At 65.2% G+C, this 20,843-nt stretch carries 20 protein-coding genes and 7 tRNA genes; 13 read left to right on the plus strand and 14 right to left on the minus strand.

What is annotated here, in order from left to right; all coding sequences use genetic code 11:
- Positions 1-6: 6 nt before the first annotated feature.
- From QP512_RS11880 to QP512_RS11890, 3 genes are read left to right on the plus strand one after another with little or no spacing between them, the layout of a single operon-like run.
- Positions 7-2,478: a TonB-dependent receptor gene (locus QP512_RS11880; RefSeq protein WP_286068763.1), complete on the plus strand. Its 2,472-nt coding sequence runs from the start codon at positions 7-9 to the stop codon at positions 2,476-2,478.
- Positions 2,465-3,265: a ChaN family lipoprotein gene (locus QP512_RS11885; RefSeq protein WP_286068764.1), complete on the plus strand. Its 801-nt coding sequence runs from the start codon at positions 2,465-2,467 to the stop codon at positions 3,263-3,265. Before QP512_RS11880 ends, QP512_RS11885 begins: the two co-directional genes overlap by 14 nt.
- Positions 3,258-3,971, plus strand: coding sequence for an energy transducer TonB (locus QP512_RS11890; protein ID WP_286068765.1), 714 nt, complete (start codon positions 3,258-3,260; stop codon positions 3,969-3,971). Before QP512_RS11885 ends, QP512_RS11890 begins: the two co-directional genes overlap by 8 nt.
- Positions 3,972-4,231: 260 nt before the next feature.
- Here QP512_RS11890 and QP512_RS11895 read toward each other — a convergent pair whose 3' ends face one another.
- The 7 genes from QP512_RS11895 to QP512_RS11925 form a co-directional block, all read right to left on the minus strand.
- Complete coding sequence (locus QP512_RS11895) at positions 4,232-5,134, minus strand: cation diffusion facilitator family transporter (protein WP_286068767.1); 903 nt, start codon at positions 5,132-5,134, stop codon at positions 4,232-4,234.
- 28 nt (positions 5,135-5,162) lie between these two features.
- Positions 5,163-7,451 (minus strand): Orn/Lys/Arg decarboxylase N-terminal domain-containing protein, encoded by a 2,289-nt coding sequence (locus QP512_RS11900; RefSeq protein ID WP_286068769.1) that lies wholly within the window; start codon positions 7,449-7,451, stop codon positions 5,163-5,165.
- A gap of 20 nt (positions 7,452-7,471) precedes the next feature.
- Positions 7,472-8,824 carry an arginine/agmatine antiporter gene (adiC, locus tag QP512_RS11905; protein ID WP_049433663.1) on the minus strand — a complete coding sequence of 451 codons (1,353 nt, stop codon included), beginning with the start codon at positions 8,822-8,824 and terminating at the stop codon, positions 7,472-7,474.
- Positions 8,825-8,900: 76 nt separating this feature from the next.
- Positions 8,901-10,343 (minus strand): DcaP family trimeric outer membrane transporter, encoded by a 1,443-nt coding sequence (locus tag QP512_RS11910; RefSeq protein WP_286068771.1) that lies wholly within the window; start codon positions 10,341-10,343, stop codon positions 8,901-8,903.
- A 513-nt stretch (positions 10,344-10,856) separates the two neighbouring features.
- Positions 10,857-11,699 (minus strand): thiol:disulfide interchange protein DsbG, encoded by an 843-nt coding sequence (gene dsbG / locus QP512_RS11915; RefSeq protein ID WP_286068772.1) that lies wholly within the window; start codon positions 11,697-11,699, stop codon positions 10,857-10,859.
- Positions 11,700-11,729: 30 nt separating this feature from the next.
- Entirely contained in the window at positions 11,730-12,533 is an 804-nt protein-coding gene (locus QP512_RS11920; protein ID WP_286068774.1) for a TlpA disulfide reductase family protein, read from the minus strand.
- Positions 12,534-12,613: 80 nt separating this feature from the next.
- Positions 12,614-13,681: a helix-turn-helix domain-containing protein gene (locus QP512_RS11925; protein WP_286068776.1), complete on the minus strand. Its 1,068-nt coding sequence runs from the start codon at positions 13,679-13,681 to the stop codon at positions 12,614-12,616.
- Positions 13,682-13,868: 187 nt separating this feature from the next.
- Here QP512_RS11925 and QP512_RS11930 point away from each other — a divergent pair, with 187 nt between their 5' ends.
- From QP512_RS11930 to QP512_RS11960, 7 genes are all read left to right on the plus strand, one after another.
- The gene (locus QP512_RS11930) at positions 13,869-14,267 is read left to right on the plus strand and encodes a heavy metal-responsive transcriptional regulator (protein ID WP_286068777.1); all 399 of its coding nucleotides are present in this window, start codon (positions 13,869-13,871) and stop codon (positions 14,265-14,267) included.
- 103 nt (positions 14,268-14,370) lie between these two features.
- Positions 14,371-14,446 (plus strand) — tRNA-Ala (locus QP512_RS11935).
- Between the two features lie 53 nt (positions 14,447-14,499).
- Positions 14,500-14,575 (plus strand) — tRNA-Glu (locus tag QP512_RS11940).
- Positions 14,576-14,759: 184 nt separating this feature from the next.
- Positions 14,760-14,835: transfer RNA gene (locus QP512_RS11945), tRNA-Ala, on the plus strand.
- A gap of 49 nt (positions 14,836-14,884) precedes the next feature.
- Positions 14,885-14,960: transfer RNA gene (locus tag QP512_RS11950), tRNA-Glu, on the plus strand.
- Between the two features lie 45 nt (positions 14,961-15,005).
- Positions 15,006-15,081, plus strand: a tRNA-Ala gene (locus QP512_RS11955).
- 47 nt (positions 15,082-15,128) lie between these two features.
- Positions 15,129-15,204 (plus strand) — tRNA-Glu (locus tag QP512_RS11960).
- Between the two features lie 100 nt (positions 15,205-15,304).
- Here QP512_RS11960 and QP512_RS11965 read toward each other — a convergent pair.
- Entirely contained in the window at positions 15,305-15,721 is a 417-nt protein-coding gene (locus tag QP512_RS11965) for a GNAT family N-acetyltransferase (protein WP_286068778.1), read from the minus strand.
- Positions 15,722-15,798: 77 nt separating this feature from the next.
- On the opposite strand from QP512_RS11965, the gene QP512_RS11970 reads away from it, so the two are divergent.
- On the plus strand, positions 15,799-16,755 hold the full coding sequence (locus tag QP512_RS11970; RefSeq protein WP_286068780.1) for an SOS response-associated peptidase family protein: 957 nt from the start codon (positions 15,799-15,801) through the stop codon (positions 16,753-16,755).
- A 45-nt stretch (positions 16,756-16,800) separates the two neighbouring features.
- Here the strand turns inward: QP512_RS11970 and QP512_RS11975 are convergent, their stop codons facing one another.
- Positions 16,801-16,998 (minus strand): hypothetical protein, encoded by a 198-nt coding sequence (locus QP512_RS11975; RefSeq protein ID WP_006461763.1) that lies wholly within the window; start codon positions 16,996-16,998, stop codon positions 16,801-16,803.
- A gap of 69 nt (positions 16,999-17,067) precedes the next feature.
- A complete protein-coding gene (locus QP512_RS11980; protein ID WP_286068782.1) occupies positions 17,068-17,448 on the minus strand; it encodes a response regulator in 381 nt (126 codons plus the stop codon).
- Positions 17,449-17,580: 132 nt separating this feature from the next.
- Here QP512_RS11980 and QP512_RS11985 point away from each other — a divergent pair.
- Positions 17,581-17,666, plus strand: a tRNA-Leu gene (locus tag QP512_RS11985).
- Between the two features lie 89 nt (positions 17,667-17,755).
- On the opposite strand, the gene QP512_RS11990 is transcribed toward QP512_RS11985, so the two are convergent.
- The 3 genes from QP512_RS11990 to QP512_RS12000 all read right to left on the minus strand — a co-directional run bounded on the left by QP512_RS11990 (position 17,756) and on the right by QP512_RS12000 (position 19,022).
- Entirely contained in the window at positions 17,756-18,268 is a 513-nt protein-coding gene (locus QP512_RS11990) for a hypothetical protein (RefSeq protein WP_286068783.1), read from the minus strand.
- Between the two features lie 178 nt (positions 18,269-18,446).
- Positions 18,447-18,614 (minus strand): hypothetical protein, encoded by a 168-nt coding sequence (locus QP512_RS11995; RefSeq protein WP_286068784.1) that lies wholly within the window; start codon positions 18,612-18,614, stop codon positions 18,447-18,449.
- Positions 18,615-18,656: 42 nt separating this feature from the next.
- Positions 18,657-19,022: a hypothetical protein gene (locus tag QP512_RS12000; protein ID WP_286068785.1), complete on the minus strand. Its 366-nt coding sequence runs from the start codon at positions 19,020-19,022 to the stop codon at positions 18,657-18,659.
- A 444-nt stretch (positions 19,023-19,466) separates the two neighbouring features.
- Here QP512_RS12000 and QP512_RS12005 point away from each other — a divergent pair, with 444 nt between their 5' ends.
- The gene (locus QP512_RS12005; protein ID WP_286068786.1) at positions 19,467-20,132 is read left to right on the plus strand and encodes an SOS response-associated peptidase; all 666 of its coding nucleotides are present in this window, start codon (positions 19,467-19,469) and stop codon (positions 20,130-20,132) included.
- Between the two features lie 32 nt (positions 20,133-20,164).
- On the opposite strand, the gene QP512_RS12010 is transcribed toward QP512_RS12005, so the two are convergent.
- On the minus strand, positions 20,165-20,740 hold the full coding sequence (locus QP512_RS12010) for a hypothetical protein (protein ID WP_286068787.1): 576 nt from the start codon (positions 20,738-20,740) through the stop codon (positions 20,165-20,167).
- Between the last annotated feature and the right edge of the window lie 103 nt (positions 20,741-20,843).

A 20,843-nucleotide genomic window follows, 5' to 3' on the forward strand; every position in this document is an offset into this window, starting at 1 on the left:
CCCCCGATGCTGTGCCCTCGCCCTCTTGTCCTTGCCCTGTCGCTGGCCTGCGCCGGCACCGTTCCGCTGCTGCCCTCCAGCGCCCACGCGCAGGCCGCCACGCGTACCTATGACCTGCCCGCCCAACCGTTGGCTGCCGCACTGGATGCCTACAGCCGCCTGACCGGCATCGACCTGATCGTTGGCGCGGCGCTTCCCACCGGCCATGCAGCGCCGGCGCTGCGCGGCAACTTCGACGATGCGCAGGCCCTGTCGCGCCTGCTGGCCGGCAGTGGCCTGCGCCCACGCTTCATCGATGCGCGCCGCGCCACTCTGGAACCGGCGCCGGCCGAGCGCAGCGACGGCAGCCGACGCACCGTGCCCCTCCGTGTGCAGGGCGATAGCGCGCACGGCCACGCACCCGGCACCGGTGCCAGCCAGTACGTGCCGGCCACCCGTAATGGCTTCGCACCCACGGTCGGCAGCGAACGCGTGGCAATGGCCGAACGCCAGGACGGCAACAGCCTCCTGCGCTCGATGCCCGGCACCCACAGCTTCCATTCGCGCAGCCAGCCGGGCCTGCAGGTCAACATCCGCGGCATGACCGGTGCCGGCCGGGTCAACACCATGATCGACGGTGTCACCCAGACCTTCCGCAACAATGCCGGGCATGGCTCGGGCGGTCCGTTCGCCTATGTTGACCCCTTCCTGCTGGCAGGCGTGGACGTGCAGCGCGGTGCGGTCGCTGGCGGTGACGGCGCCGGTACGCTGGCCGGCAGTGCCAACTTCCGCACCCTGGATATCGACGATCTGCTTGGCGAGGGCCGCGACTGGGGCCTTCGTGCAGGCTACCGCCACGGTAACAACGGCTACGGCAGTGGCCGTACCTTCGCCGGTGCCTGGCGCCACAGCGACGACGGCGGTGACCGCCAGTTCGGCCTGCTGGCCGCTGCCAGCAGCAGCCGCAGCAGCGAATACGCGACCGCGCGTGGGCAGAAGAACGATGCCGACCCGGGCAGCCAGCAGCCCAGCAGCTGGCTGCTGAAAGCGCGCCTGCAGCCCAGCGACCAGCATCGGCTCGACCTGAGCCACATGCGTTACGAAAACGACTTCTACCACAACTACCCGTGGCAGATTTCCGCGCGCAACCAGCGCGCCAGCTATCACTACACGCCCTACACGCCGTGGATCGACCTGCGTGCGACGTTCGCCAGCAACAAGACCCGGCTGTTCTATCCGCCGGTGGAAGATTCAAGCTACATCGGCCGCCGCACCCACAGCAGCCTGAGCAGCTGGACCGTCGACAACACCAGCCGCTTCGATATCGGCGCCGTGCAGGCGCGCTGGAACACCGGCGTCAAGCACCAGTCGGACATCTATGTGGCCGATACGCCCATCCTGCGCGGTGCCAACCCGCAGGGTCGCAGCCAGCTGGACAGTGTGTTCAGCACGTTGGAACTGCGGTACGACGTCTACGCGCTGACTGCCGGCCTGCGCCAGGATCGCTATGGCATCCGTGGCCACGTGCCGATCTGCTCGGATGTCCCGGGCCAGTGTGCCGATATCAGCGGCGGCGGCATCGATGTGCGCCGCACGCAGCGCGCACTCAGCCCCAGCCTGACGGTTTCGTGGCAGGCCACCGACTGGCTGCAGCTGTTCGCCGAAGTCTCCCGTACCTCCCGCCCGCCGCGTGTGCAGGAGATGTTCTTCGAGAAGATCCCGCTGGAAGGCATGAGCGATGCCGATGGCGTCGGCGCCAACCCGTTCCTGCGTCGCGAACGCTCGCGCAACCTCCAGTTCGGCGCCAACCTCAGCACCTCCTCGCTGCTGACCGACGGTGATCTGGCGCAGCTGCGCGTCACCCGCTTCGACAACCGCATCCGCGACTACGTCAAGCCGCAGTACCTGCTGATCGTGCACCCGCTGGAAGTGGAACCATTCGTGGTACCGATCGACAGCGATCCGCAGCTCACTGCCTGGACCGATGCGCTGGACGTGGACGACTTCAGCACCACCACGCGCTGGATGAACCACCCGGGCGTGGTTCGCATGCGCGGTCTCGAGCTGGAAGCGCACTACGCCAGCGAGCACTACCACGCCACGCTGAGCTGGACCCGCTCACGTACCAGCGCGCCGTCCATCGAGTTCGTCAACCTGGAAGACATCACCGCCCTGCCCGACCGCTACTGGACGCTGGATGTGGGTGGCCGCTGGTGGCAGCAGCGTGTGCAGGCCGGCCTGCGCGCCGAGTACTCGGGCCCGACCGAGGAGGGCTACGACTTCTTCCAGACCCGCAAGACCGGCGGCACCGGTGTGCTGCTGGATTTCTACGCGAGCTTCAAGCCCCAGGCCAACACCACGCTGTGGCTGAACATCGAAAACCTGCAGAACAAGGCCTATGACAACAATGCCTCGATCGACAGCATCTTCAGCCCGATCCTGGACCGCGGCAACGGCCGCGGCCGTACCGTCTCGATGGGAATCAATGTGGCGTTCTAGCCGTCGCTGGCTGCCACTGTGCCTGCTGGCGCTGGCGAGCATGGTTGGCGCGCAGCCGATGCCGGGCTCGGTGATCGATCTGGCCAATGGCCAGCGCATGGACGAGGCCGCATTCGTGCAGCGTGCGGCCAGTGCGCAGCGGCTGCTGCTGGGTGAACGCCATGACCTCGCCGGAGACCATGCCGCCCAGCGCTGGCTGCTGCACGCTCTGCTGCGGGAACGCCCGCAGGGCGCCCTGGTGATGGAAATGATCGCCAGCGCGCGCCAGCCACGCCTGCAAGGGGTGCAGCGCTGGCTGGCCAAGGGCAACCATGCCGAGGGTGCACGCCTGCAGGAACTGCTGGACTGGGATGCGCGCTGGCCGTGGGCAGCGTATGGCGGGCTGGTACGGGAGGCTGCCGATGCAGGCACGCCGTTGTTCGGTGGCAACCTGGCGCGTGCCGAGGTCAATGCGCTGCTGGCCTCGACCGAGGGCGTGCGATTCCCAGTGGCCGCTGCCCGCCAGCGCCTGTCGGCGGTGGTGCTGGCCCAGCACGCAGACGCGGCACCGATGCTGGAAGGGATGCTGGCCGTACAACAGGCCCGCGACACGCGCATGGCCCAGGTGCTGCTCGATGCGCCCGCACCGGCGCTGCTGGTAGCAGGTCGCTGGCATGTACTGCGCGGTACCGGGGTACCGGGCTACCTGTCACCGGACACGCCTGCGCTGGTGATCGCATTGGCTTCACCGGGTGAAACCGTCGATGCAGCTGATGCCGATCTGCTGTGGGTGCTGGACGATGAGTGAGCGCGGCCAACACTGGCAGGCGATCGCGATCACCGTCGTCCTGCACCTGCTGCCACTGCTGCTGTTGATGCACTGGGTCGCGATGCCGCCGATGCTGCCGCCGCCGGAGCAGGACGTGCGCATCAGCCTGCGCCTGCTGGCACCGGCCACGCCGCCACGGCCGGTAGAGGAGCGCCAGGCCGAAACCCCCAGCCAGGCGCAGCAGGCCCGCGCCTCGCAGCCCACGAAGTCACCGCCGCCGCCCAAGCCTACGGCGGCGCGCGAGGGAGAGCAGGCCGCCAGCGAACCGGGTGGCACGGGCCGCCAGCCACTTCCGGTCGCCCCGCCTGCGGCCGCGACCGATGCAAGTCCCGCACCGGCATCGATCACGGCCGCGCCGCCCGCTCCGGACGCGCCACCGGCAGACTTCCAGGCCGGCGCCGCCAGCGACCAGTGGGAAGCCCGCCTGATGGCGCGGCTGGAACGTTACCGCTACTACCCCGCTGCCGCGCGCTCGCGCCGGCAGCAGGGCACTGCCTGGGTCAGGGCCAGCATCGACCGCGGGGGTCGCCTGCTGGCACTGCGGCTGGAGCAGTCCAGTGGCCAGCGGATGCTCGATGACGCAGCTCTGCAGACCTTCCGTCGCGCCCAGCCACTCCCCCCCATTCCCGATGAACTGAAGGCACCGCAGGAGCTGGTGGTGCCGGTGGAGTACTACCTGCGCTAGGCGCGTTGGAACTGCGACGCAGTCTGCGACCTCAACCCGGGTTGAGGTCAAATACATCCGACGCAACAGAGCAGTCCGCCGTGCGCAACGAACGCGGCATGTTGCGTCGCCACGCCAGCGCTTTGCTACTGCACGCGATCCGCAGTTGTGGAGCCCAGCCCATGCTCGGCTGCGCCACGCGAACGGCAGCCGAGCATGAGCTCCGCTCTACAGGGGAGCAGAACCCGGCCCGGCAAGGCCCCGGCGCCAAAGAAGCAGGGCTACGTCCACGCCGGGTCGGCGGTGAAATCGATGGTCAGCCAGAACGTGCTGCCACGGGCATCCAGGCGTACCGCGATCTCATCGCGCATCGCATCGACCTGGCCCACCGAACCCAACGGCGTCGTCGGATCGGCCAGTACGTGGATCTCGATGAAGCGCATCCGCCCCATCTTCGCCACGTGGCTGGTAAAACCGGCATAGCCGCGCTCTGCCACGAACGCCTGCATGACCTGCTGCACGCGCCGGTCCAGATCATCCGGGGCCACCTGCAGTACCTCGCGCATCGCCTTCCACGCGCTGCGCGCAGGCACCGGCAGCACCGCCAGGCTGATCAGCGCCAGCACGATCGAATCCAGGTACGGCACCCAGTGGTGCCAGTCGCCGCCGTGCAACGCCAGTGCCAGCACGAAGGCCAGCACCACCGCCAGGCTCATCAGCCCCCCCAGCAGCCAACCTCGCACGTCCAGCCACAACAACGCCGAGCGCAGGCGCCGCGCACGCTGCGCGACGAATGCCGCCATCGCCAGGTTGCTGGCGCTCAGCAATGCCGCCCACCACAGCGCAGGCCCGAATTTCACTTCGTGCCCGCCCGTGGTCAAGCCGATCACTGCGTTGGCCAGCGCATACACGCAGGCCAGCGACAGGATCACCCCGCCGAGTGCCTCGACCATCGGCTCCAGGTGCCAGTAGCCGTACTGGAAGCGCGGACTCTGTTCCCGCGCAACCAGCCGCAGCACCGACAACGACACCAGGGTCAAGGCAACGTCGACCAGGCTGTACACGCCGTCGAACAGGATGGCCTGCGATCCCACCAGCAGGCCACCACTGAAGCCAACCGCGCTGACTGCGATGGTTACCCCGATGGAGAACTTCAGGATGCGTTGCTCGCGCGCGGTATCCATCGTTCGCCAAAGGGCCGACCGTCGCCGGTCAGGCCTTCAGCACCTCCACCCTGTACGAGGTCACATCGCCGTCCTGCTCGATGATCAGCCCGTGCACGTCCGACTCGAAGCCCGGGAAGCGGGCGTTCTGCTCGCGTGCGATGCGCAGCGACTGGATGATCGGCTCGTCGCTGTCGCCGAAACGCTCACCCGGCATGATGGTGGGAATGCCCGGCGGGTACGGCACCAGCATGGTCGCCGCGACGCGGCCGCTGAGCTCCTCGATGTCCACCCGCTCGATCTCGCCCTTGACCAGATGGTTGTAGGCATCGGCCGGGGTCATCACCGGCGTTGGCAGGTCCACGTACATCTCGCGCATCACCTTGGCCACCGAGAATTCCTGGTTGAACGCATGCAACGCGTCGCACAGGTCACGCAGGCCCCAACCAGCGTAGGCATTGGGATAGTCGGCCGCCAGCGACGGCAGTGCCTGGCTGAGCGGCGCGTTGCGGTCGTACAGCTCCTTGAATGCCATCAGTTCGGTGACCAGCGTGCTCCACTTGCCCTTGGTGATGCCCATCGAGAACAGGAACAGCACCGAGTACAGGTTGGTCTTCTCCACGGTGATGCCGCGGCCCCACAGGAACTTGCTGAGCACCGCCGCCGGAATGCCCAGCCTGCCCATGCTGCCGTCCATCGCCAGGCCCGGGCTCAGCAGGGTCACCTTGATCGGGTCGATCAGCACGTAGTCGTCGACCAGATTTTCGAAGCCGTGCCAATGCGCGTCCGGCTGCAGGTACCACTCCTCGCGCTTGGCCACCAGCGGTGCCGGCGTGTCACCCTTGTCCAGGCTGCGCTCGACCTTGGTGGGCTGCCACACGCTGAACCACCAGTCGTCGCGGCCGAGATCGTCACGCACGTGCAGCATCGCGCGACGGAACGCGATGGCTTCGTCATGCATCTCCTGCACCAGCGAACGGCCGGCCTCGCCCTCCATCATCTTCGACGCCACATCACAGGCCGCGATCATCCCGTAATGCGGGCTCGTCGAGGTGTGCATCATGAACGACTCGTTGAAGCGCTCGGCATCCAGGTCGCGCTGCGCCGAATTGCGCACGTGGATCATCGATGCCTGCGAGAACGCGGCCAGCAGCTTGTGGGTGGAATGCGTGGTGAAGATGATCGCATCCTGCTCTCGCGGCTTGCCCTTGGCCATGCCGTAGTGGTTCTCGTAGAACGGATGGAAGGCGGCATAGGCGTACCAGGCTTCATCGAAGTGCAGGAAGTCGACCGTGCTGCCGATCTCGTCGGCGATCTTCTCCGCGTTGTAGCACAGGCCATCGTAGGTGGAATTGGTCACCACTGCGATGCGCGGCTTGGAACCGGCCTGGTAGGCCTTGCTGGCCAGCGGGTTGGCGGCGATGCGCTGCTGCAGCGACTCGGGCGTGAACTGGTCCAGGCTGATCGGGCCGATGATGCCGTGCGCGTTGCGGCTGGGGGTGAAGTACACCGGCACCGCGCCGGTCATGATCAGCGCGTGCAGCAGCGACTTGTGGCAGTTGCGGTCGACGAACACCACGTCGCCGCGGGCCACCGTGCCGTGCCAGACGATCTTGTTGGCAGTGGAGGTGCCGTTGGTGACGAAGAAGGTATGGTCGGCACCGAAGTTGCGCGCCGCTTCTTCCTCGGCATCCTTGATCGGGCCGGTATGGTCGAGCAGCGAGCCCAGCTCCGGCACCGAGATCGACAGGTCGCTGCGCAGGGTGTTCTCGCCGTAGAACTGGTGGAATGCACGCCCCACCGGCGACTTGGTGAACGCCACGCCACCGGCATGGCCCGGCGTGTGCCAGGAATAGTTCGACTCGGCCGCATGATGGATCAGCGCCTTGAAGAACGGCGGCAGCAGGTTCTTCATGTAGTCTTCGGCTGCGCGCATCACCTGCCGCGAGATGAAGCTCTTGGTGTCTTCGAACAGGAAGATGAAGCCGTGGATGTACTTGAGCAGCTTGCTCGGCACCTTCTCGATGGTGCGGCGCTCGCCGTACAGGAACACCGGCAGGTTGGCGCGGCGCGCGCTCTGCTCGCGCAGGAAGGCGGTCAGGCGCTGGAACTCGCCATCCACCTCCTCGCTGCCATCGATCGAGATCAGCACCGCCGACGCCGCCACGTAGGTACGGGCACCGGCGCGGGCATCATCCAGGTTCAGGCCACACAGCACGCGCTGGTCGTTGCTGCGCAGCTCCTCCACCAGGGCGCGGATCAGGATGCCGCCGATGCGCGGCGACTCGTAGTCGTTGTCGATGACAATGACCGGATAGTCCAGGGACTTGAAGTACACGTTGATTCTCCTTGTCTAACTCAGGAACGCTGGGCGCCGGCACTGATCGCCGAAGCCTCGCGGGCGCGCTGCCGCTGCTGGCGGCGCTCCTCGCTGAAGAAGGGATAGAACACGGTGATGAACAGCACGAACAGGAACGCGTACTGCACGATGGTTCCGGACGAGCCGTAGATCGCCCACAGGCAGTACACGACGGTCAGGCTGGTCAGGGTCCAGAACGCACCGGTATGAATGATCGTGTGCGAGCGCTCGACCACGAAGTAGCAGGCCACGCACGAGTAGATGTAGGGCAGCAGGGTCAGTACCACCGCCGCCGACGTGATCACGTCGAACTGGGCCGAAGCGGTTTCCGAAGTGGAAGTGACCAGCACGGCCAGGGTCATCAGCACGGCCACGATCAGCACGCCCTTGACCGGCACGTCATCCTTGTTGGTCTTGCTGAAGATGCTCGGGAACAGGCCGTCGTCGGAAGCGGCCTTGGCGCTCTGTGCGGTCAGCAGGATCCAGCCGCCCAGCGAACCGGCCGCACCGATGAAGGCACACAGGCTGACCAGCGCACCGCCCCAACCGCCCACTGCCTTGGCCGCGGCCAGTGCGAACGGCGCATCGGACGTCTGAAGTTCGCCATTGGGCACCATGCCCATGATCACCGAGGAGCTGGCGATGTAGGCGATTGCGGCCAGGAACACGCCGGCCAGGGTGGCACGGGCCACGTTCTTTTCCGGGTTCTCGACCACACCGGCCGTCACCGAGGCCGACTCGACACCGATGAAGGCCCACAGGGTCAGCGCCGCGGCGCTGGAGATCGCGCCGAAATTGGATTCACCGGACACGTTGTAGGCGCCCTTGAAGATGTCGGCATCGAAGAAGAACCAGCCGAAGATGGCGATGCCCAGGATCGGTACCAGCGCAAAGCTGGTGGTAACCGTCTGCACGCGGCTGACGAAGGCTGGGCCGATCACGTTGGCGAAGCTCAGCGCCCACACCAGCACCAGCACCGCGATGCAGCGCACCAGCGGCTCGGACAGGATCGGGAAGAAGTAGCTGAAGTAGCCGACCGCCGCAATCGGGATGGCGACGTTGCCGATCCAGTTGGCGAACCAGTAGATCGTGTTGGTCTGGAAGCCCATGTACGGCCCGAACCAGTCACGCGCATAGGCGTACGGACCGCCCGCCTTGGGCGCCAGCTTGCCCAGCTTGGCGAACACGAACGCCAGCAGCAGCGCACCTGCGGTGGTGATCAGCCAGCCCCAGATCGAGGCGGTGCCGATCTTGGCCAGGCTGGATGGCAACAGGAACACGCCTGAGCCCATCATGTTGCCCGCAACGAGGAAGGTGGCTCCGACCACCCCGATTTTCTTTGCTTCTGCCATGACAATCTCCTGTACTGGCATGAGCCCGGCTTGACCGGGCGTGGGGACGGTTACGCTGGCGTACGACTGCTCGCGCTTACTTGATGAAGTTGTATTGCAGGCTGCCCTGCACCCGGACCGTGTCGCCGCGCGCGCCGCCCTGCTGTTCCAGGCGGCCGTACAGCAGCTCCATGCCCATGGTCCACGAGGGCGCCGGGCTCCAGATCAGGTTGAACACGCCGTAGCGGCTTTGCCGGAACGCGTCGGCGGCCAGTGCCGCGTTCCGCTCCAGGGTCAGCTGGCCAAAGATCAGGTTCGACCGCCATAGCTCGGACCAGTAATGGGTGTAGCCAACGAAGCCGCCGTGCAGGTCCAGCGCGTCGAGACGGCCATCGGCACCGACCACCGCGTCCAGCCCGGAGCCGGTCAGGTCGGCGGTGTAGCGGCTGAGACCGCGGCCACCGAGTGCACCGAACAGCAGCAGGTCGCGCTCGCCTACCGAGGCCGAGCCACTCAGCTGCAGGCCGCCGGCCATGCGCCGGTCGCGCTCGTCCTCGCCGTCGTAGGCCAGGCTGCGCGCCACCGCGCCCAGCTGCAGGTGGCCCCAGTCGCGCTCCATGCGCGCGGTCACGGTTACGTCCGGCAGACGGTTCACCGCGGCCCGCTCATCACTGGCACCGGCCAGTTCGGTCTTCGGGTCTTCGGCGGCGACGGTCAGGGTGTTGCCCTTGCCCATCGCAAAGCTGTGGTGGATGCCCGCCACCAGCAGATAGCCCGCGCCGCCGGGCCCGGCGAAATCCAGCGTGTCGGGCAGGCTGTCCGGGTCCATGAAGCTGGAATAACCATAACCGGCATAGGTATTGCCGAGCTGGCCATACGCATGACGCAGGCGGAACTCGTAGCCGTCGCTGCTGCCGAAGAAGTCGTTCTCCAGGTAGAAGCGCAGGTTGCCGTGCGTGGTCGGGCGTCGCGCCTCGAAGCTGAAGCGCGTCTGCTTGGCATGGATGTTGAAGTTGGACACATCACGGTGGCTGCCGCCGACCGGCATCGACGACGGGATGAACTGGTCCTCGTCACCGGCCGCGCGCGAGTCGGCGATGGCATCAAGCTTGGCGTAGCCGCCGATGCGGATCACGGTGTCGGTGCCGGGAATGGCGAAGAAGCCCTTGAGGTCGGGATCGGTCGGGCCCGCGGCACTGTCCGGACGCGATGCCGCTGTGGATGGATCGGCCACGGAGTCGCGTTGTGGCAACACCGGCTGTGCGACACCCGGGACCTGCGTGCCATGAATCACATCGGAAGGGACAGGTGCCGAAACCAAAGGCGTCGTTGCAGGCGCTGCCGTCGTCCGTGCCTGCACCGGCGCATCATCGCGCGCCTCCAGCCGATCCAACCGTTGCTGCATGCCTTCCAGCGCCTGACGCATGGCGGCAATCTCACGCCGCAATGCCTGCGCATCCTCCGCATCGCCCTGTTGCGCATACGCTGGCGAGATCGCCAGTGCCCCCATACACGCCAGACTCAGTACCGCCAAACGCATTGCATCCTCCCCGGACGAACACTCGCATCACGGTCCTGGAGCGCACGCATGCGCCGCCCTGGCTTCGCGTTGCCGTTGCTGGAAATGCGGGTACTGCGTCGACGACACCGGTCAGCCTGCGCGCGGCAGACAACAGGACGATGACATTGCCCTGCCTGTACCCATGTCGCTTCCATCAAGGCCGCGCTGCCAGAGAGGTGGCGACCGCAGCGGTCTGCGTAACAAGCAGGGAGTGAGAGTGTCGTGAATAGCGGTGCCACACTGCCCGAATCGGGGCAGCCGTGGCGCGGCATCCATGGCGCGTTGACGCTGTATTCCATGCGTCAAAGGCTAATCCGCCTGTCGTTTTTGGCCTTGATTGGAATCAAGGCGCGATGCTTGATCTCAGTCACGATTCAGACGTGACCTTGAACAGGTCATGCGCAAGCGGTTGTGTCCGCCTGGGGCACAGAACGCGACAGGCCCGCATGTCGCCATGCGGGCCTGTGGGCTACGTCATCATGTCGACACGGGTCAGCGCGGGCCGAGCACCGTCGTCAGGTCGTCGCCCTGCGGCAGTCCGGCGCGGCGCTGCACCTGACCCTGTGAATCCTGGAACAGGATGCCTGGCGTGCCCTGGAAGCCCATCTCCAGCATCAGGACCTGGTTGGCATCAAGCTTGCCTGCGATCTCGCGGCTGATGTTCGGCAGCGCCTTGATGCCGCCACGGTCGAACTGGTGCTCGTTCTCCAGCAGCGCCGCGCTCGGATCACGCGCGGCGAGGATGGCGGCGGCCTTGGCCGGGCTGTCCTCGCGGATCACGCCAACCATGATGTGACGCAGCTGCACCTTGCCGGCATCGACCCACGGCCGCGCTGCCTCCCAGAATTTGTGGCAGTAGGGGCAGTTGGCGTCACTGAAGGTGTAGACCACGCGCGGCGCGTCGGCCTTGCCATCGCGCACCCAGGCACTGGCTTCCAGCTTGGTCCACATCTTGGCCGACATCGGTGCGGCGACCAGCTTTTCGACCGCCTCGGCGGCCACATCATTGCCCTCGGCATCGAACAGGCTGCCCACCAGCACATGCTTGCCATCGGCCGTGACATAGGCCGCTGCAGGCTGCTGGCCACCTACCACGCCGGCAAAGCCACGCAGGCCACCCGGCGCATCAAACTCGGCAACGACCTCGAAGCCGTGCTTCTCGATGCCCTTCAGCACCGCCGGGCGATCGCCCTGGGCAGTCGTGGCCGGTGCGCCGGCCGTCGGCGCCGTGGCGGCCTTGCCCGGTGGCGTCTGTGCCTGGCTGCAGGCGGCCAATGCCAGCATGACCGGCAGCAAGAGCACCGCCGGAGCAGTGCGCAGGGAAGTCGACAACATGGGAACTCCGTAGTGAGATGCCCGCGCAGGCTACCGCAGCCGGCGCAGTTTGTGTTCAAGACCGGCCGCCGTCAGTTCGCCCAGGTGCAGTTCACGCAGGCGCCCATCGGCGTCGAAGAAGAGCGTCGAAGGATAGGCCTGCACGCCCAGCACGGTTGAAGCGGCAGCCTCATCGTCCAGCAGCACATTGCCCAGCTCCAGTCGTTGGCTGGCCAGGAAACCCTGGACCTCATCCAGGGTTTCGCCCTGGTTGAGGAATGCGACCTGCACATCGGCATGGACCTGCTGAGCCGTCGCCAGCACCGGCATCTCACGGCGGCAGGGCCCGCACCACGTGGCCCACAGATTCAGCACCAGTGGCTTGCCGCGAAACTGCTGCAGATCGACCTTGCCGCCCTTCAGGTCTTCCACCTGCAGCATTGGCAGCGGCATCTGCCGCTCCTGCCAGGCAGACAACAACGCGCCACCACCGGCCCAGAGCAGCACGCCGACCAGCGCACTGGCCAACACCGGTACACGCAGTGCGCGCCACGGCCGCAGGCGCCACAGTGCCCAGGCCAGCCCTGATACCAGCACCACCCCCAGGTGGTAGCCGCCGTCGGTGATCTGCAGGATGCTCCAGGGTGCCTGGCGATAGAGTGCAACATTCAGCGCGACAAAGCTGATGCGCCCGCACAGCAGGCCGATCAGCAACATGTCCAGCACCATGCTGGCTGCCGAGGGCACCGGCATTTCGCCCTTCCCGCGTGGCCACAGGCGGGCAATACCCATTGCGAGCAACGCACATGCAAGGATCAACACCACCGGCATCGGTACCGGCCCTACGCTCGACATCAGCCCACCCGCTCAATCGTCCACTGCCTGCATGGTCGAAGCCTCGCCCCCAGGTTGCAAGCACTCCCCACCACCACGCATCACGCGGCACTTCGTCCCAATTGCACACCCGACGGCGCCTGCAGCCCGCGCAGGCTTCCGGCCACCGACGGCATCAGCGGTCGCTCGCGCCGCTTGCAACTGACATGGCGGCGATAGTTGGCCGGCGTCATGCCCACGATGCGAAGGAACAGGCGTCGGAATGCACTCTGGTCGGCGTAGCCCACACCCCAGGCCACCTCGTCGATCCCGGCGCCCTGCTGCAGCAGCGTCTGCGCCTTGGCAATACGAAGCCGCTGGCAGTACTCGATCGGTCGCAGGCCGGTGGCCCTGAGGAAGCGTCGCTGCAGCGTCCGCGGCTCCAATCCGGAAACCTCGCAGATGGCAGCCAGGGTGGCACCTCGTGCTGCAGTGGTATGCAGCCAGCGCTGCGCCTTCAGCACATCACGATCACCATGGGCGAAGTTCGCACTGAAGCGCTCCAGATCCTGCTGGATCCCGGCGGGTACGGCGATTCCCAACTGCTGTGCGACCGCACTGGCCACGCCTTGCCCGTGCAACCGGTACAGCAGCCGCAGGGCCAGGAACCGCCAGGCCTGCGAGCCACCGACCGTCAGCAGATCGCCGTCGTCGACCAGCGCACGTTCGCTGGGCACCCAGCTCACCGCCTGGGCCTGCAAACCGGGATGCCGCCCAAGATCGGGCCCGCTGACCGTTCGGCCCGCCAGCAGGCCGGCCCGCGCCAGCACACCCACTCCGTCACTGGCGGCTGCCAGCAGGCTGCCGCCGTCGTAATGGGCCCGCAGCCAGTCCAGCAGGACTTCCTCGGCGCGCAGGCAGGTTCCCGGGCTGATCTGGCCAGGGACCGCGATCACCGCGGGAATGGCGGCTTCCAGCATCTCCGCACCGGCAATGCGATGCACGCCGGTCTGGCTGGCGGGTACGATCCATCGCGTGACCACCACGCGCTTGAATGGCCGACGCTGCTGCTGTGCAAGGCGGTTGGCGACATGAGTCATCTCGGCCAGTACCGACGCGGCGGAGGGGTCGCCCCCCGGATACTCGACCACTGCGACCTCGACGAATCCTTCGTTGCTGATTCCATCCACAGACCACCTCCTCGCTTCGTTGCAGGCCATCGGGTGGCCGGTTCAGGCGAAGCGTAGGAACTGGCCCATCAGCGGGGCTATGAAGAAAGTTGCAAAGTACGCTGAATACGCGGCGCGAGCGTCCGGCCTTGACCCTCGAGCCGGCTCCAGGCTTCACAATGGCCCGCAGCATCCGCAGGAATCCGCCATGAACATTGGACAACTGGCCCGCCAGGCGGGCGTGCCCATCGATACCGTGCGCTACTACGAGCGGCAGCAGCTGCTGCGGACGGCAGCCCGCACGGCCGGCGGGTACCGCATCTTCGGCGAACAGGACCTGCGCCGCCTTCGCTTCATCCGACGCGCCAAGGCGCTGGGCTTCAGCCTGGAAGAGGTCGGCGAGCTGCTCGCCTTGAGCGACCACCACTCGCAGGACATGGGCAGCGTGCGTGACACCGCCCAGGCGCGCCTGCAGGACATCGCGCAACGAATGGTCGAGCTGCAGCGCATGCACACGGCACTTTCGCAGCTGGTCGACGCCTGCCCGGGACACGGAACACGGGATCAGTGCCCGATCCTGGCGGCACTGACCGAGGACAATGCCTGACCACAGGCGACGGACAGCAGCGTCGCAGCGCACGTGAAGAAAAGTGCAACAAATGCTTGCCAACCCCCTGGGGCAAGGCTATTATTTCGCTCCTCAGCGACGTGGGGCCATAGCTCAGCTGGGAGAGCGCCTGCATGGCATGCAGGAGGTCAGCGGTTCGATCCCGCTTGGCTCCACCAATCTTTCGGCATTAGGCCGTCGAAAGGTCGCGAAGAACATTGATGAGAATTGCGTCCCCATCGTCTAGAGGCCTAGGACATCACCCTTTCACGGTGGCGACCGGGGTTCGAATCCCCGTGGGGACGCCACTCATCACGAACAACGAGGACCCGGCCGATAACCGGGTCTTTTTTGTTCACCGCCTACCGGCATTCAGGTTGTGGCGTTGCGGTTCCCCCGCCCTTGTGGCGATGGTTGAACCGGAACGAAAAAAGTTCAAAAAAGACTTCCACAAACGTGAACACGCAGGTATGATAGGCGGCTCGGTAACACGGGGCCATAGCTCAGCTGGGAGAGCGCCTGCATGGCATGCAGGAGGTCAGCGGTTCGATCCCGCTTGGCTCCACCACTTTCGACATTAGGCCGTCGAAGGTTCTACAACTTGAAGTTTTTCGTGCGTCCCCATCGTCTAGAGGCCTAGGACATCACCCTTTCACGGTGGCGACCGGGGTTCGAATCCCCGTGGGGACGCCAGTTTCAAAACGGACTCTGCTCCCGGCAGATCATCCGGAGTTTCATGGGGCCATAGCTCAGCTGGGAGAGCGCCTGCATGGCATGCAGGAGGTCAGCGGTTCGATCCCGCTTGGCTCCACCACTTCGACATTAGGCCGTCGAAGGATCTACAACTTGAAGTTTTCGTGCGTCCCCATCGTCTAGAGGCCTAGGACATCACCCTTTCACGGTGGCGACCGGGGTTCGAATCCCCGTGGGGACGCCAATTCTTGAAAACCCCGGTTTCGGCCGGGGTTTTTCTTTGCCTGCGATTCCAGGGAAGGCCCTATCCACGCATGCGTGGATGACCTCACCGCCACCCCTCTTCAGAACCGGCGATACATCCCGATCGAGGCCGGCGCGGTCGGCGCGAAACCAAACTGTGCGTACAGGCGATGTGCTTCACCATCAGCCAGCAGACTGACGTACGCCGACGGCGGCAGGTTCGCCTGCATCCATGCATCGAGACGCCGCATCACCTCCTTGCCCAGGCCCTGCCCCTGCAACCGCGGCAGCACAGCGATATCGCAGACCTGCAGATGGCATCCGCCATCGCCGACGATGCGCCCCATCGCCACCAGCTCAGCCCTTTGATAGGCGCACACGCCGAACAGGGTGTTGGGCAGCGCGCGTTCAGCCGCTTCCCGGCTCTTGGCGCTGAGGCCGGCAAGCACACGCAGCTGGCAGTAGTCTTCCACCGTGGGCACGGCCTCGCGGAACTGGCAGGTGACAGAATCGTTCATACACTCTCTCCAAAGGGTCAGGCTATCCTGCCGCATCCGCGTCGCAGCCGCTGCGACCCACCTCCAGCAGAGTCCCTATGTGCTATTCCGCCCTGATCCGCGCCGACTACGCCAAGCTGGTGCGCGAGTTCGGCGCCATCCTGTCACTGGAGGAATTCGCGGAACTGTACGCGCACGACCCCGGCAAGAAGCGGCCGAAAACTCCGAAAGCAATGGATGACGGCTTTGCCGGCGCCCGCACCGAACAGGGCCGCGACATCGTCGCGAAAATCCAGCAGTGGCATGCGCAGGAACGCCAGGATCTGGAAGCGGAGCTGGCCCGCCAGCGCGAGCGCCGGGATATTGCCCAAGCCACGCTGGCAACCCGCCCCACCCAGAAGGCACGCAACGACCTGCGCGTGGCCGGGAACCGCATCGAGCGCGCCCAGGCCCGACTGGAGGATCTGCACCGGGTGCAGCTGCTGCCGCGCGACAACCGCATTTTCCCCGGCACCTACGCGCCGGTGATGGTCACTGAGAAAGGCCAGCGAGTGATCAAGCCGATGCGCTACCAGTGCCGCCTCCCCGACAAGCCCGCACGTAACGACGTGCTCTACCCGGGCACCTACAACGCGCGGCGCGACAGCCTGGAAGGGTATTGGCGAGGCGCGTTCGGCCTGCGCCACGGCGTGGTGGTGGTCAGCGCGTTCTATGAGCACGTGCCCCGGCACGCGATTGCCGGTCGCACACTGGGCACGGACGAGAAAGAGCAGGATGTGGTGCTGGAGTTCCGTCCAGAGCCGCCCCGCGACCTGTTGCTGGCCTGCCTGTGGGCGGAATGGGAGGGCCCGGAAGGCCGCCTGCTCTCGTTCGCCACGATCACCGACACCCCACCACGCGATGTCGCCGCGGCAGGCCACGACCGCGGCGTGATACCGATCCGCAGGGAGCACCTGGATGCCTGGCTCACGCCCGACCCGGACAACCTGGCCGAGCAGTACCGCATCCTCGACGACCGCGAGGACATCCGCTACGTACATGAAGAAGCGGGCTGAGCGCCTTGCGCAGATGAAAAACCCCGCCGAGGCGGGGTTCCTGGATCAGGGATTGCCGCCGCACATCGCCTCTTCGCAGAAAGCTTGTTCCTGCAGGCACTGCTCAACCTCACCGCCGCGTGCGATGCAGCTCTTGTAGAGCTGGAAACAGGGCTGGCCGCACCACGCGGCAGTTGCCGTACCACCGAAGACCGCCATCGAAAGGACACCCGCAGCAACCATGCGCTTGATCCACTTCTTCATGCCACTCTCCTTGTAGGCCTGAGCATTCAGGCCCGGGCAGCATACGCCGGCCGTCTCCACGTGGGCCAGTCAGGCCTTGACGCGGGAGCGACCCACTGCGCGAACCAGCGCCTCGCTCAGATCCGCCGACAGGTACGGCTTGACCAGCAGGATGCCGGTCAGCATCGCATCCGGCAGTTGTTCGGCCAGCATCCCGGTGGCGAGCACGAACGGTACACGGCGCGCCGACAACGCTGCCGCCACCGGTTCGCTGGTCTCGTTGCGGGCCAGGCGATAGTCCAGCAGGGCCACATCCGGAGACGTCTCCTCCAGCAGGCGCAGTGCTTCAGCCACGCTCGCCGCCAACCCGACCACGGTGGCTCCGGCATGCACCAGCTGCATCTGCAGCAGGGCCGCGCTCATCTCGTCGTTCTCGACCACCAGCACCCTCAGGTCCTGCAACACTGTCATCGGCTACCGCTCCTGGAGGTATTCAAGCCGCCGCAGTATAGCCATCACAAGGCTGATGCCGACAGGAAACGCCTCGATCTGCCTTGCCCCTATGAAAGCCCTGCCCACCTCGGTTACACTCGCACGCTGCCTGCCGGTGTGGCGGAATGGTATACGCAGCTGACTCAAAATCAGCCGGGGGTGACCCCATGAAGGTTCGAGTCCTTTCACCGGCACCAAAGACCCTTGCGGCATAAGGGTTTCAAAGAAAATGGCGTAATGGAGTCGTGAATCTTCCGGCTCCGCCTTTTTTCTTCATTCTCTCTCGCTACACACCCCGGCGCATCTGCTCCAGCCCTGCCCTCAACCGCGCCTTGCTGCGGATGTCCCTCGCTCGGGGTTTCGTCTCCGCCGGCGGCTTGCGCGGCTCCAGCGCCGCCTTGATCCGCTCGATCTCCTTCGCCCCAGCCTCAGCCAGGCGCCGGGCCTGTTGCTGCTGCTCCCTGGTGGGCGGCAGGCCGGGCAGTGGCGGGGGCAACTGGATCGGCGTGCTGTCGGTCAGCCGGGCAACGGCCTCACGCAGCGGCAGCTCGGGATAGAGCCTGGCCGCGCACCAGCGCTCGGCATAGCGCTTCGCCTGTCGAGCGTTGGCGGCGCGCACTTCCTTCACCTGCCACATCTTCTGGCCTTCCATCCATAGCCGGACCCCGGGACCGCCATCAGGCGTGACGCTGGCCGTCTCGCGGCCGTTGTACCAGAGCGCCCAGCGCTCACCGGTCTGGACCCAGCCAGCCGGAATCGGGGCGGTGCGGAAACCTTGGTAGCCGTGCGAGGGAAGCATGGCCGGAAGGATACGACCGGCCGTCGCAGATCCTGCGAACGCGGCCGGCATCTGCCTGAATGGTTCGGCCAAGGAACTGTTAAGGCTTGCAACGGCAGTTTGCGAAACTGGTCAAGTCACCCGAAATGAAAAGGCCCCGCTTTTGCGGGGCCTTGCGTGCAAAGCGCGGGCCAAAATATCAGGCCGCTACGGCTGACTCCGCCGCGCAGCGAGCAATCGCTGCATCCAGATGCGCATCGATGATGTCAAGCTCTGCGATCACTTCAAGTGCCAGAGCAGCCAGATCAGTCCTGTTCTTCGGCTGCGCTAGCGCGTACAGATCAAAGTTCAGGTGGGCGCCGTTCATCTTCATTTCTCCATTAGGTACGTCGTGGTGCGGGGAAGGTGATCACCGGGAGTGCTGGCGCAACTCACCGATAACTCTTTCATATTCGCCCTGATCATTGGCTGAAAGTGCAAATGACAGGGCCTTCATTTTCAGGATGCACTGACGCGAATTGATCGCTATCAAAGCCTCCTCTGGCTCGAGCTTTCCGCTCTCTACCAACTTATTGAGGACGAAATCGATAGTTGCAAATGCCTGCAAAATATCGGCCAAACTGGGGTTCAGTTTTGCATTGAAATGAACGAACCCAAAACTCTCATGGGCTTCGAGCAGCTTGTTCGCCTGCCCTACAACCCGGTGCCAGACCTGCGAAAGTACTTCTTGCAGATCAACCTTCGGACCAGCAGGTCCCCCTGTTCCATCACTCATCCGCTTAAGCATCCTGTGCTAACAACCGTAACGGCCGCGTCTACGAAATCTTGCGTCGCTTGGTCAACTCCCATTGACCGGCTTGGCCGCGGATGTTGCCTAAGAAATTTGGCCTTGACTAGTGGAAATTAGGGGAATGGCCATACCACGCCATGCGACAAGGTTCAATGGAGCTAAAGATCCATAAAAAACAATGGCTTATTGAAACCTAGCCCGGGAGATCACATAAATGAACCGTTGAGTTCAGCGTGAGTGATGGCTCTGCGAGCAGCCATTTGCGTCTCAATCGGGCTGATACTGAGATCCCAAGGGGGACGCCGCATACCTTGTCGCCAGGTCCCTGGCCATCGGTTCAGGTTCGCCCGCTGCCACAGCCTTCGCACGCAATTGCTTCTGCCGCTGCCTACACGCCCCGGGCACGGCCGGCCGGGCTACCCTCCGGCCATGTGCGGCCGATTCGTCCAGCTCCCCGTGATCGACTTCGGCCAGCCGGGGCTGGCTGACCTTGCCCCCAGCCTGGCCGAGATCCAGGCCAGCTACAACCTAGCGCCGACGCAGCGCGCCTCGGTGATCCTGGACCGCGGCGAAGGCCGGCAGGTCACCCGGCTGGCGTGGGGCCTGCTGCCGTTCTGGGCCAAGGCCAAGGGCCTGCAGGGCTCGACCATCAATGCCCGCATAGAGACCGTGGCCACCAAGCCCGCCTTCCGGTCGGCGTTCAAGAAGCGCCGGTGCGTGATCCCCATGGCCGGGTACTACGAGTGGTCGGTCAGCCCCGAGGACGGCAAGAAGGATCCGTGGTTCATCCACGCAGCCGGGCCGCTGCTGGCCGCCGGCCTTTGGGAGGACGCCAGTCCACTGCTGCCAGACGGCAACCTGGGCACCTTCACCATCATCACCGGCGACAGCAGCGGCGTGTCGGCCGACATCCACGACCGCATGCCGGTATGGCTGCAGCTCGGCCAGATCGATGAGTGGATGGCGGCCGGTCCCGACGATGCCATGGCAATGCTGCTGGCCAGCGAGCCGCCGGCGATGGAGGCCTACCGCGTCAGCCGCGCGGTGAACACGCCGCGGAACAACAGCGAGAAATTGCTTTCGCCTGCGGGGTGAGCCGCCCAGCCAACAGCTAGGCGGCCACTCAATCACATGAAGACGTAGCCTTGCGGCCCGTCGTTATGGGCGCCCGAGATTCCTTCGCAACCGATATCGCGGGTGTCGAAATGACGCAGCTTTCCCTTCCAGGCATAAGCGCATCGATACAGTGGCGCGGTGCCTGGCAACTGGACCGTCGAAAGATAGCCGATAATCCCTCGATAGGGAGGAATGACCTGCCCCTCGCAGTTCATGTCAGTTGAGGTGAAATCGTCATACGGCGTGTGACTCAAACACGCCCTGATCGCATGACCACCCTCAAAAGGAGTCGAGGAGACAAATCCAATGACACCTTCGTCGACATAACCCGATCGCAACCACGACGCAATGTCGTAGTGAATGATCATGTGCGAGTTGTTCCTGGGGTGATAAAGACGATGCAGTTCTGCCAGCGTGACGCCTGCTGGCACAGCGAGACTGGGATCCATCTGCACCGCCGCATTCGCCACGGATGCAAGGTCAGTCCCGCTTGCATGGGCGACGGACGCGCTGCCAACTGCGAGAAGCAAAGAAATACTCAGAAGACTCGATTTCACGAAATGCTCCATTTCTTCGAACGCGAACATCTTGCTCGCCGCTTGATCCTATCCAATCTTGCGAGGCCACAAAGTGACAACGCTCACATCGATTTCCTTCAATCAGGCTTTAGACAGATAGCATTGAATTGAA

The organism is Stenotrophomonas sp. 57 (assembly GCF_030291075.1).
Lineage (GTDB): Bacteria > Pseudomonadota > Gammaproteobacteria > Xanthomonadales > Xanthomonadaceae > Stenotrophomonas.